Annotated in this window: 8 protein-coding genes and 1 tRNA gene; 1 reads left to right on the top strand and 8 read right to left on the bottom strand. The window is 39.2% G+C overall.

Annotated features, from left to right (window positions below; all coding sequences use genetic code 11):
* Window positions 1–18: 18 nt before the first annotated feature.
* The 8 genes from csy2 to HNW13_RS14260 form a co-directional block, all read right to left on the bottom strand.
* Window positions 19–960, bottom strand: coding sequence for a type I-F CRISPR-associated protein Csy2 (gene csy2, locus HNW13_RS14225; RefSeq protein ID WP_192116049.1), 942 nt, complete (start codon window positions 958–960; stop codon window positions 19–21).
* Complete coding sequence (gene csy1 / locus HNW13_RS14230) at window positions 957–2,228, bottom strand: type I-F CRISPR-associated protein Csy1 (RefSeq protein WP_192116050.1); 1,272 nt, start codon at window positions 2,226–2,228, stop codon at window positions 957–959. The genes csy2 and csy1 overlap by 4 nt, the downstream gene beginning before the upstream one ends.
* A 63-nt stretch (window positions 2,229–2,291) precedes the next feature.
* The gene (locus HNW13_RS14235) at window positions 2,292–3,323 is read right to left on the bottom strand and encodes an IS630 family transposase (RefSeq protein WP_124011554.1); all 1,032 of its coding nucleotides are present in this window, start codon (window positions 3,321–3,323) and stop codon (window positions 2,292–2,294) included.
* A 40-nt stretch (window positions 3,324–3,363) separates the two neighbouring features.
* The gene (gene cas3f / locus HNW13_RS14240; RefSeq protein ID WP_192116051.1) at window positions 3,364–6,699 is read right to left on the bottom strand and encodes a type I-F CRISPR-associated helicase Cas3f; all 3,336 of its coding nucleotides are present in this window, start codon (window positions 6,697–6,699) and stop codon (window positions 3,364–3,366) included.
* Window positions 6,696–7,733 carry a type I-F CRISPR-associated endonuclease Cas1f gene (gene cas1f / locus HNW13_RS14245; protein ID WP_192116052.1) on the bottom strand — a complete coding sequence of 346 codons (1,038 nt, stop codon included), beginning with the start codon at window positions 7,731–7,733 and terminating at the stop codon, window positions 6,696–6,698. Before cas1f ends, cas3f begins: the two co-directional genes overlap by 4 nt.
* A gap of 147 nt (window positions 7,734–7,880) precedes the next feature.
* Window positions 7,881–8,702: a WYL domain-containing protein gene (locus tag HNW13_RS14250; protein WP_208062891.1), complete on the bottom strand. Its 822-nt coding sequence runs from the start codon at window positions 8,700–8,702 to the stop codon at window positions 7,881–7,883.
* A gap of 881 nt (window positions 8,703–9,583) precedes the next feature.
* Entirely contained in the window at window positions 9,584–10,927 is a 1,344-nt protein-coding gene (locus HNW13_RS14255; RefSeq protein ID WP_192116053.1) for a tyrosine-type recombinase/integrase, read from the bottom strand.
* An 87-nt stretch (window positions 10,928–11,014) separates the two neighbouring features.
* A tRNA-Ser gene (locus HNW13_RS14260) sits at window positions 11,015–11,104 on the bottom strand.
* Between the two features lie 274 nt (window positions 11,105–11,378).
* On the opposite strand from HNW13_RS14260, the gene HNW13_RS14265 reads away from it, so the two are divergent.
* A complete protein-coding gene (locus HNW13_RS14265; RefSeq protein ID WP_192116345.1) occupies window positions 11,379–13,118 on the top strand; it encodes an AAA family ATPase in 1,740 nt (579 codons plus the stop codon).
* Window positions 13,119–13,151: the final 33 nt, after the last annotated feature.

Consider the following 13,151-nt stretch of genomic DNA (forward strand, 5'->3'; position numbering starts at 1 on the left):
TCCTTTTAATAAATTAAGTTATTCGTAATAAGCGTTTTCAATTTCTTGTTCGGTTTGAGTAATTTTTTGAATTTGGGCACAAAGGTACAAGTTATTGGTTTGGTCTGGTTGATAGCGCCACAATATTTCGTCGATTGATTTAATGTTATGAGGCATTTTAAATTCTCCTAGCGTTACAACACTTTCAGCAAAGCGGTGAGGCGTATTTGGATCTCGTTGATTTTTGGCTTCGCCTAAATCTGTTAAACCATGAAAACCTGTTGCAATAGGGACAATCCAACCTTTATGTTTACGTTTACTTGTCCATGTAACAACGTCATCACTATCATTCGATTCTTTGGTACATTGATGGTGAATAACCAGGTTATCTAATAAGGCATCCATTGCATCTTGCCCTGCTACCATGGCCTCAATCATTAAGTCGCGACGTTCAATTAAGGCATAACCGGGCATAAGTTTTCGTGTTAACGCACTAAGGTCTGTTGTGTTACCACTTTCAACTTTGAAAAACTGTGGTGCTTTAAACGTTAAAATATCACCGCCAGCTATTTTCATGTTGCAGTTAAGTAAATGGGTTATTTTTTCTTGCAACGTTGCTTCATCGTCTTTTTCAATACCTGTGTATTCAATGACTAATGACACTTCTAAATGACAACGCGCTTCTTCAATAAAAGCACTTCTTGCGCCAGTTTTATCTAATGGGTTACCTGTGCCAATAATTGAATGTACAAAGTCATCAACACCTTTATGGGTTTGTAAGTCACATTGATGGTTAACCACAGCAACGCTATTAAATTTAATATCACTATAACCTTGCGCATTTAACTTTCGTTGCAGTGCGTGTACCGCGCCTAGCCATGCCGTCATGGCAGGAAAGCCAATGGTAAACGGGCTAGAAAGTGCATTAGCGTTATGTACTTTTATATGAGGTAGTAGCAATAATCGTTTAAACTCGCTCATTTTAAAAACTCCTTGTTACGTTCAATCACATCTGCAAAGTGTAAACGTTCAGCTTCACCTAATTTGATTGCTTGCTTATCTAGCACCTTTTCGTAACTGCGCGTTAACCATGCAGATATTTCACTGATGAGTGAATTTAACCATTGCTCTGATGTTTCTCTTTCTTCAGTAAAATCATCATGTAGCCAAGTACGTTGAACACTTGATAGTGAAGAAGTGTCAGCGTGGTATTGCGCTTGTGAAACCGAACGAACTGACCACATTTTTTCAATGAGTAAGTCTATTATTTGTTGAAGGTAACGATCACGTGCATCACGAATGTTGATATTATTTCGCTTATCTAGAAACACGTTATGCAGTGCTTTGAATTGAGTAACATATTCATATTTTTTAAATGACTCGGTAAAAAAGTCACTTTTAGGAAAATGAACATTTCGCTTTTCAATACTCGGTGGCAATGAAGATAAAAGGTGCGCTTTACCGCCATTTTGATTGTTTAACACGCTTATATTTTGTGGCTTTGTACCGCCATAACCTATGGTGGTTAAGTCGTATATTTCACTATAACCTTGCTCGCTAAACTCGTTTTTACGCTTTTTGTCTCGAAGTGCTTTTACTTCATCTGAAAAACGTAACTTGTCTAATCGCGAGCGCAATTTGTAAACCATACCTGAATTGGTTAACAGTGAGAGTTGGTGATAATCATCATCAACGGGGAAATAGACTTGTTTAATTTTAGAGCTAGTAATACTTTCCGTTGTACCTTCAACCATGGCTAAAAAGCCATTTCTCAGCTCTTGATAATTAGCAGATTTAATTGCTAACAATGTTTGAGCTAAGTCGGTTTCTTGTTGAATGTGTGTTAATAAATTATCACCGTCTTGCATGGTTAAATTAAGAAATTTATCTACATCAAGCGCGGCAGCATCACCCAATGAATCCATGTCAGTTAAAACACTTCCACTTTTTAAAAAACCATCATTAACTTTTTCTGGGTTAGCTATAATTGGTGTTACATAAGTACCAATCTTTTTATTATTCTTACCTATACCTGTACTAGGGTGGCTAAATTTACTAGGGTGAGTTGAGAAAGCTCTACTACCCGCCCGTTTCGCTGCATTAGGTAACCATTCATTTAATGAGAATTGTTGTTCGCATAATTGCTCTAGTTCTTTTAACTCATATTCTTGCATAGCTGCTTTGGAATTCTTTTTTAGCCATGCCTCTTTCCGTTCAGAAAAGTAATTCTGTATTGCAGGATCTAACATTATTTACCTCCTTTTTTGTTCACTTTAACTAACCCAAACTGGTCGTTATATACTCAAGTGAATTCAAACTGCAGGTTTTAATTTCTGAAAGTTATCATTAATTGTATCACCGAGTGTATCGGCAATATCGGGGAGGGTGATGCTAAAAAAGTCAGTGATTTTTCGTCGGAATTCTTTTGTCGTTGCGAAGTATTGCCCATTCCTCGCATGCTTATTCATTACCTTCCACAATCGTTCTATTGGGTTTAAATTTGGACTATAAGGCGGCAGGTAATGCAATGTTATATTCAGATGTTCAGCCTCTTTAACTACTAAGGCATTTCGATGGTATCCAGCGCCATCAAGCACCAAATGGATAACACCACTTGTTGAGTAACGCGCTCTAATTTGGTTTAAAAAATCGATGATGGATGCACCGTTAACCGTTTTGCTATATTGCTCAATGACCGCTTCTGTTAAGTGACCAAGTCGGATTGCACCAACCACGTTAATACGGGTTCGGCTTCCCGTCGTTTCTATCGGTTTATCAACGCCTTTTTTTATCCAGCCTGCGGTGATTTTTGTGGCTTGGGTCGGATGAACCGCATCCATAAATAATAACGGTTCATCAGGGGTTAACGAGGATTTTAGTTGCTCATAATATTCAATGAAAGCCGTTTGTTTGTCTTCATCAAATTTGTGAGGAACCCCTTTAGGGTTTTTATAGCTGAACTGATGTTTATGCAGCCATTTATTGAGGCCTGACACTGTGTACTTAATCTGAAATTGTTCTGAGATATAAGCGACTATTTGATGGCTATGCAAGTAGGTCACCTCACACAGGTGTGCAATCAATAGTTCAGTTTGCTCTTGACTCAGATAACTTAAGGAGCCGCCACTATTACACGTGAGTTTTTGGTCGTGAGCATAGGCATCAATGTATCGAACTACGGTCGTTTCGTGAATACGTAACGCTTGGGCAATCATTGGCGTTGGCCAATTTTCATCGCGTAGTAAAATGGCTTTAATGCGATCACACTCACGCCTATCACTCGAGCTTTTATGTCGAGTTTCCAATGCTACTTTTTGTTCTGGCGAGAGTGTAATTTGTTTCATGGGGCTATGATGATCCCATTTGGGACAAAATCAAGCATTTTCAATGATCACGGGTATATTCGTATTGCGCATTCTCACGTTCCACCATATTTAACTCTCCGTATCGCAATGACACTCGCTTAGGTGTAACTAACCACGGCTCACTGATGTAATTTTCTAATAACTGTTGGTAATTTCGTTCAAGCCATAAATTTTTTTTATCTTTTGCCGTTAACGTTACTTGCTTGATATTGAGTATATTTTCTCGATTGATGGCTTGATAATTCATATCTAACAGAGGCTTACCAGATTGATCTTTTTCGGTGAAATAACAGGTATCTTCATTTTGGTTGTAAAATAAAAACAAATTAATGCTAGGTTCACTTTTTCTAAAAGGGGTTAATACTTGTGGTAAAGCCGTTAAGTACCAGGTTTCAGTTAAATAACCTTGCAGAGTGTTTGCACCAAATGTAGTAAAGTTTGTGAGTTGTTGCGCAGTGACTTGATGCTCCATAAACGCTAATAACTGCTTATCTGCTTGGGTAGGTATTTTTATCCTAGGAATGGCATTTAAGCTTTCGCTAATGCGTACTTCATTCACTAATTTATTAAGGTCATGGCTGTGTAATGTTTTATCCCAACCATCTTCATAACCGGGTTGAATAAAATACTTACCATCTTGTTTATCATTCGCTTTAAATGCTTTGAGGTTATATTGCATGATGCCAACATTCGGACACGCGACTTCATCATCTCGGTGTCGACGTACACGACCAGCTAGTTGCACAATTGAACGATAAGATGAGGGTTCGATAACTGCCCAATCAAAGTCATGATCTCGGCCTACTTCTTCAACAGGCGTTGCCACTAGAATAAACAGAATATTTTTAACATCGCTATTTTTTTGAGCACACAAGTCAAGGTGATTACGGATAATAGGGTTGGAAAATGCTTGTTGAGGTTCGCCAGCTTTTTCTTTGCGTTTCAGTACATCATCAAGGTGTTTTTCTTGTTCATGCCGTAATAACAAAACCTGTTGGCTATGATATGCCATTACTTTCACTTGGGTATTTTGTGGGTAATCGGCTTGTAATAAGTATTTGGTTAGATCAACACAGGGGGAAATATTGGCAACGCGAACAACACCAAATGAAACCTTTATTGCTGTTTTGGTATCAATACTATGATGTTGTTGATGCTTGGCTAAAGTAGCTTGTTTTACAGTTGAAAAATAATGAGCTTGCTTACTTTCTTCGGCTTCAATTTTTGAGGTTACTGCTTCCATCGAGAGTAATGGGCAAAGCACGATGTCGGCTTTACGTTTCGCGACTTGTATATTTAGGCTGTTAACACGTTTATCTATAAAGCTATTATGATTAGCTTGGTATTGTCCAAGGGCGCTATCGCTTTGTGTTACTTTTACGCTATGAACGTGTGTGGTAAATTCGTCTATCCATGCGCAACCTATTTCAGCTTTTGCTTGGTCTCGGCTAGTTGTGAAAATTTGCCAGCCTTTTTTGTAAGCATTGAAAAAACCTAATGCTAAATCAGGTGGAATAGTTGCCGATGAAATCATTACTTTTCTACCTAACATGCCTGCTAAATGAATAAGTCTGCCAATTGCGATTAAATCATCACCGGTAAAATCATCTATTTCATCAATTACTAAGTCAGACGACATTAACCGTAAACTAGGCAGAATATAACGCCCACCTCGTTTAGTTTCTGTTGCCGCCATTAAGTGATCAATGGTACACACCAAGATCGGCGCATATAAAAACTGTTTATCTTTAGTGCAAGTTAATACAGTGCTTAGTCCTTCTTCGGGTATTTCACAGTCATAATCAATAAATTCATCTAATAAGGCTTCTTGTGATTCTGAACCTAGAACCTCGTCAGTTACTTCATCTTGTTTAATTTCTCTTTGATTATGCAGTTCAGCAACTGCTCTTGAGCCTATTAATACCGCAAGGTCTGCATTGGTTAAACCTATCCGCTGCCGATATTCATCACCTGTTTGCAAAGTTAATGTACGTAACCCTAGAGCAAGAATATAACGTAAGCTTTTGCCGTCAGCCGATAGCGCACGCATAACCTTAGCGTTGGCGAAGGTTTTACCGCAACCTGTACTTGCCATGTTAACAGCGAAAAAACCTGTTACTTTCTTGTCTTGCTTTATTTTCCATTCATTAATTTTAGTTACGGCTTTGTCTTGCCATTTGAATGCAGCAGGACTCGCGTTTCTTAATACTTGAAGATCAGTTGCAGCTGGAGGCTCTTTTTCAAATGCAGGTAATAAATGTGCAGTGTCTAAAGCGTTTTTTGCCACGCCTACCAAATGCTCATCAAGCTTTTGCTTTAGTTCACTGGTATCTCGGTCAGTATTAGCGAATAACCCTGTGGTGTTTTTCCAATTTTTAGCAGCCGCTTGTGATGAATAAAAGTGATCGCCTAACATTAAACACAAACGCGCGTGGTGTAATATCAAACGATAACTACCGTCTTGCATAGCTGATTCAAGCAAAGGTAAATGACTTATTAAGCTAGTTGCCCAACGTTTTATTTTTTGAGCCCACTGTGTTGATTCAGATAACAAACCATTAGGAAACTCAAAACAATGTTTAACGCGTTTGTTGTATTCTGCGGGGTCTATTTTGTTTTCATAGCCCCATTCTTGGGTTATGCGTTTGAGCATAGCGGATATGTCAGGTGCTTTTTCATCACGCCAATCACCTTTTGTATAAGGTAATCGATGATGTGAAACAATCAACCAAGCCAATAATTTAGCACCATTTGGGAGCTTATCTAATGGTGTTGAATTTGGAATTCTAATTGTTTCTTTTAACTGTGCTTCAGTAAAACTGTTCTGCGATAAATCGGTTAACCATGTTTTATCATCTTTGTTATTTACTAAAGCATTAAGCAATAAAACAGAAATCCACTCATGCCTTAACGGATCGCCTTTAAATTTATTTTTACTATTAGGATTTAATTTTTCTTGAAATAAACGAGATGCTTTTCCCCAGTCATGAAGTAATGCTGAAAGTCCCGTAAGTGATTTAATTAACGGTAGATATTTCCAATCATTTTCTATTTCACTGTTTAACAAATTTTTTCTCGTACTGTTCACTGGCACTATGCCTTGCTCGTTGAATTTCAATTTATTACCCACAACCCAAAGCAATTGCACTCTTGAGCGTGAACGTATCCAGTGGCAACTCACCGCAGTGCTTTTACTGGCGGTTTGGCGGAGCATTTTTTTAACGGTGAGTAAGCCGTCTTCGGTGATGAGGGTTTGCCAGGTGTTATCACCTATGCGATCGGCGAAAGCGTCAAGTACGCGGCGGGTCTTTTTCAGGGCGTTTTTCTCGCACTGGCTCACAAAAGTAACCATCATGATGCGTCACCCTCTTCCGGTGACTGTTGTGTATTTTCTATTGTGGCATTTTCGATTAGTACATCACTTGGCTCACTAAATGACATTAGCGCAAGGTTTTTAACGGTATCAAATAAGTAATCTAAAGCTTTGTGGTCGGTGAATTTTTGCAGTACTTGCTGGCGAAACTCTTGTTCGGTGGCATTTTCTTTGGCGCTGATAAATGCCCACGGTAAAACGATGGCGTCTTTAATTAAATCGGCGACATCGAACACTAAAGCGCCACGTCTGGTTTTGCCGTGCATTACCGCAAAGCCATGGGGGATCCCAAGTACCCATAAAGTGCAAGCCGCTAATCCATAAGCTAAATAGTTACCGTGATTTAAAAAGTCATTGGCTTTGTCGATATTGTTTTTTGGGGTTTGATGTTGGCGGCTAAAGTCTGCTAAGCCGGTGTTGTTGGCGGCAAATTTGTATAGCACTTTAGTCAGTTGGGCTTCTGTTAATAATAATTCAGCTGATTTTTGTGCGGCACTGGTGCGCTGGGTAAATCGTTCTAGGGCGGTTTGAATGGTTGACGCGCTAAAAACAAATCCTTCGGCTATTAATTCTTTATCTTTAGACCAAACTTGCTGCAAGTAAGCAATGCGAGCTGTTTGCAAGTATTTTGCGGCTTGTAGGCGTTTATTATCATCAAACCAAAAACCTAACCAGCCTTGCACATATTCTGTTGGGCGATATTCACTTTGGGGCGTCATCCATTCAATATCATTACCCATGTATAAAGGTGTGCCACCGCCACCCGCAAAACCAATTAATACTCCAGCTTGGGCAAGCATTCTAACGGCGGCTTGGGTGATGGAGGTGCCATTACCAAGCAATAACACTGTGGTGTTGGCTATAGGAATATTGTAATACTGGTTTTCGTGCTTAGCCTCGGTCAGATATAACACGCGGCCATCTTTTTGCATCACGCGGCAATACTCTAAGTAGTACATATTGGCGCGTTTTGAGTGCAAAATTGTTTTTAAATCTGATGGGCTAAAGTCGTCCATATTCACCTCGTTGTGCTAAGTCCATGCACTGTATACCATTTATTATTTACTCATCTACCCTGGTTATTTACACAGGTAAAGTGAGTTGACTATTGGTTATTTTTCTACCGTTTTTTAGCACTTTTTTAGCTTATTTAGCCACCGGTATTAAAATAACCATTGTTTTATGTCATCTCGGTTTACAAGATTCCATTGCTGCGCTTCTGGTGTGCCATCTAACATTTTGGTGTTAATTTGCATTTCATGGAGCACATAATTGACTAAAGCGGCACGAGTACTGATGACAAGTAGACCATCAACCAGATCGTAATCATTTACCAATACGGCTTGTTGAGCTGACGATAAACGATAATCGGGTTTTAATACTATCGAGATAATCGTTTGCCATGCTTGGTCTAGGCAAATGGAGTGGTTTGAACGGTCGAGTAATTCGACCTGGTCTCGAAAGCGGCTAAGCACTAAATCACGGTATCCTTGAGATTTTTCACAATACCCTCTTACATGCCAGCGTAATCCGGTATTAACAAAGGTGTGCGGATGAAATATTCGGCCGTCATTTTCGGGGTGTGATAAAGACACATATTGAGTTTCAATACGTTTATATTGCTCAATGGCTGTGACTAAAGTTCGAATGACATCAACAGATACTATGCGCTGAGGAATAGACAGATGGGTGACGTGAGATGATTGCGCAGATTTGTCTAATATCGTTTCGGTTTCATACCAATGTAGAAATTGTGGCAGTTCACCTGAAATATAATAGGAATTAAAACATGTTGCGGGCTGATAACCTTGATCTGTCTTGATCAAGTTTTGCGGATGTTGAGCGCAATAGTTTTTGAAGTCGTTATAAGCTTGCTGACGGCTGATGCCAAATTGCTGCATAAGTTGTTTGTTACTTATGCAGCCTTGCCACCATGCCAGCAACTCTATGAATAGAAACCTTTTATAAGACAGATCCTTTGCCATTATTAATTTTTCATTTTTAAAAGCAATGATTAATGTTATAAATCGCTAGCTACTCAAGGTCAAGAACTTAAATTAAATTTTGTAAACTATTAGCAGTTGATCTTTGTTCTTTTTTTATTCGCTGAAGTAAATTTGTACAATTTTATTTAAGTGAATACTTGTATAACGAGCTATTTCTCCCATTTTAATCGGTATTTAAAGGTTATTTTGATTAAAAACTAGTTTTGTATGAATTTCATACAAAGGTCAACACGCCCTAGCCTTCTAAGCTAATATCTTCCAACAAAGAAAAAAATGCTTTGGCCTAACCCTTCGGGCAACGTTAGTAGCCGCTTTCTACTACCTTAAGGCTGTGAAATTTCGGTCGAGGTAAGAATGACCATTACACTTAACTGCAAGGTAAACTTGTCCATAAACTCTTTGATATTATATTCCTTAACTATATATACAGTGATTGCTATCAACCAACGCTATGGGATTACCTTAGTCGGTGGAATTGGCTGGTTTTATGCAGAATCCCTATATATCCTTAATAAAGTTCCAGTTAAAACCACTACTCACTCTTTTTTACAAACAAATTTCGCTCTCAGTGAGAGCGAAAAGATTTATTTCGCACTACCCTGTAGCTGATGCGTGCTGGGTTGCAGAGCATTTAAGACAATTTATTAAAAAATCAATGTTTGAAACGCTTGTTTGATTTACAATTTTTTTTTCGCACTCACTGACTGCGAGCCATTTTCAATACCATTAAATTTCGCTCTCTGCTGTAGCGAAATAATGACAGCTTTGGCAGTGTTTGTGCCTCATTGGGCGCTGTTACTGCCAATTGCGTCTGGATATTTTTCGAGGTTTAATGCTTATCGATTAACCACACCCGATCATCAAATGTCATATTCAATTCTCTCAATATCCTTAAGCAATGCTGCAACGTTTACATCCTTGCCGTAACGGCTATATGTTATGTTGGGATTAGCGTGGCCAACGATTTGCGCCACGATATGCTCGCTGATATCCAGTTGCTTCATTTCATCGATAAACGTGTGTCTGAGGCCGTAGGCGGTTGGACGCTGATTCGCTTGCATGCCAATTTCGGTTTGAAGCTTAGCGAGCTGTTTGCAGTAAGTTTTTGACCAATCTTCGTTTATACCAACGGGTTTATAATCAAACAGCTGGGTATGAGTTGATTTTCTTTGCTCAACAAACGCAATAAAACCTAGCTCAAGCAAGTATTTGTGAATGGGCACATAACGTTTGGCATTGAGGTTCTTTAATCGTTGTACAGCACCACTATCATCAACGCTAATGCAGTGTATGCCATCAATTAACTTGATATCTCCAGGTTTGAGCTGGCAGGCTTCTGAAGGCCTTAAACCGCCATAAAGCATCAAACGGGTGACCCACTTAAAATCAGCTGTTGAGTCGTTGAATGCTGTCGAGCGGATTAATCTTTTTAACTCAGGTGCTGTCCAGCGGTCTCTAGCTTGATTCGGTTTAGCTTTTGGTTTTTGACCGACAGTAACGCTTTCAAAGGGGTTACTGGTGCAGTAATTCATTAATTGGCACCACTTGAAGAACTGGAATGTTGCTGCTAAGTACTCTTTATTGCTTTTGTAGCTTCGGCCTTGAGTCAGTAACTCATCGCGATAGGTCATCGCATCAGCACTGGTGATGTCATGCACACATTTATCATCAGTTTTAAGCTTGGTTTTAAGAGTGGATTTTGATTTATATTTTGATGGTACGGTATCAATAAAATGCCGAGTACGCTGCTCAAGCTGCTTAATAGAGAGAGGCCTGATGGCTGATTTTTGTTTTGAGATAATAAATGCGCTTAATGCTTCGTTTAACCCAATTACAGGCTTTGCTTGCGCCACAGCGGTAGTTTCACGATGCTGAGACAATTTAGTCTCTCTATTGGGGATAGCATGAGGTTTTTGCGTGATGTTGAACGTAATATCAGAATCAGCTGCATCAAACTGAGCTCTGAGATGGTTAATGACCTCATCAACGTAGCGAATAAAGTCATTAATACGGGTTTGATGGTCAATAGACTTGATGATTTTTTTGAGTGCTCCGGCAACATCAATGTTACGGATGACTGCTTCTGCTCTGTCACGAGTTAGTAAGGAAACTTTTACGTCAAAGGGAAAGCCCTTGTCGCGTAAATATTTGGCTAAGCAGATACGTGTGAAGTATACGTTGTTGGGTGCTCGATAAAGATACATTGTCTGAGTCAATCCTTATGGAGAGCCCCTCAAACGCCAAAAACAAAAAAAGCCGTTGATAATCAACGGCTTTTCTCGTATTTAATGTGGCGGAGGGATAGGGATTTGAACCCTAGAACGGGATAAACCGTTGCCGGTTTTCAAGACCGGTGCATTCGACCACTCTGCCATCCCTCCGAACGGGCTGAATAATATAAGTAACTCGTTTGCTTGTAAACCATAAAGTTAAAAAAAACACCTGAGTGCATAGCATTTAATCAGCATGCTCATATTTTTGTCATCATCGAGACTTTTTTAATCAACACAAAACTCGTTGGTGACTCTTTTATGGACTTGAATCACTTCAACAACACCAGGTAAGCTAGAAGAGTTGAATCTGCTAAGGCTTTTGTGGTGCTTTATGCTAATATCATCTCATTATTTTTCGTTGTCGCAGCTAAATTACCACTATATGAATTCAACGCTACTGCCTAGTGCCAAACTCGCTCCTCAATATCATTTACCTGATGCATCGACTTCAGTTTCTTTTCCAAGTCATATACTGCTTGGTCAAGAACGAGTGGTTGAAACATTCAAATTAATGAGCAAAACAAATTCGCAACATTTATTTCTTGCTGATTTTTTAGGGGTAGATAGATCACTATTTATTGATGCGTTGGTAACTCAAGCTAACACGCCTTCAAATCATTACCTTGTTGCGACAAAAAAACAGCAAGAAGATGCAGATATTCAGTTTAAGTGGCAACAAACACTCCCTCCTGAACATGTCGGCATTATCGCTAAGCAAGAATCATTGTCCTGCTATTTACAAGGGACTATTCGCCGTGCTGATTTGCTCGGTAGAATGCTTAAAACGGATAAATCCAGTGTTTATAAACCTGGTGCACTAGCCAAAAATCATTTCGTGTTTATTTGCTTAGCATCATTATGGCAGCGCGAGAGTTTGTGGGATTTGTTGATGCAAATTATCCACGATGGCTTTTATCGTATTAATAATGAGTTAACGCCTATTCCACTGAATTGTAAAATTGTACTTGTGGGCTCTGGTTTATCGTATAGCCAGCTTAGAGTTGAAGACCGAAATTTTAATCACCATTTTCCATTGCTGGCTGAAATGAGTAATGAAGTTGATCTAACACAGCATCCTGAATCGTCTTATGTGCAATGGTTGAACGTGCTTGCCCAAGCAGAATCTGTTGAATTAGAACCATCAAGTTTGTTACCGTTATTTTGGTATAGCTCTCGTTTGGTTGAACATCAACAACGCTTAAGTTTAAGTATGTTGGAGTTTAGGCAACTATTAGGTCAAGCAAAAGTATATTCAGGTCAAGCTACATTGAATGCTGCAGCTATAGCTAAAGCACTGGAAAAATTAAAATTCCGTCACAATAGCTCTGAAATATATTCTGCTCAAAGTTTTGATGATAATTTTATAAATCTGCCAACTAAAGGCGCTATGGTAGGTCAGATTAATGCCCTTACGGTTATTGATACTGGCGATTATACCTATGGTGAGCCTGCCCGTATTACCTCATCAGTGCATTATGGTGATGGCGAAGTGGCAGATATTGAACGAAAATCAGAGTTGGGTGGCAATATTCATGCAAAAGGCATGATGATCCTATCTGCTTGCTTGTACCGTATTTTTGGTCGTGACGCGCCTCTTCATTTGAATGCAAATATTGTATTTGAACAGTCTTACCAAGAAATTGATGGTGATAGCGCTTCACTAGCTGAGTATTGCTGTTTAATGTCTGCGATAGCTGAACAACCGATTATCCAAAGTTTAGCGGTTACAGGCGCATTAGATCAGTTTGGCAATGTACAAGCGATTGGTGGTGTGAATGAAAAAATTGAAGGTTTCTTTAATTTATGTCAACGCCGCGGTTTAACGGGCGAACAAGGTGTTATTATGCCTAAGGCCAATGTATTACAGCTAAATCTTGAACCTGCTGTGATTGAAGCTATTGATAAAGGATTATTTCATATCCATGCAATTGAGCATATGGATCAAGCAGTTGAACTGCTGATGCAAATGCCTGCTGGAGTCGCGAATGAAGATAACGACTTTGCACCTGACACGCTTTACGGATTAGTACAACAACGTTTAGATAAATTAGCCGGACAAGATGATGACGACGTGGAACTGAACTTTTTTGCTAAATTGTTAGCTAGATTGCACATTATTTAGTGATCGGAGTTGTTTAGCTTACACGTGTTCGCT

It is taken from the genome of Shewanella sp. BF02_Schw, assembly GCF_014596695.2.
Classification (GTDB): Bacteria; Pseudomonadota; Gammaproteobacteria; order Enterobacterales; family Shewanellaceae; genus Shewanella.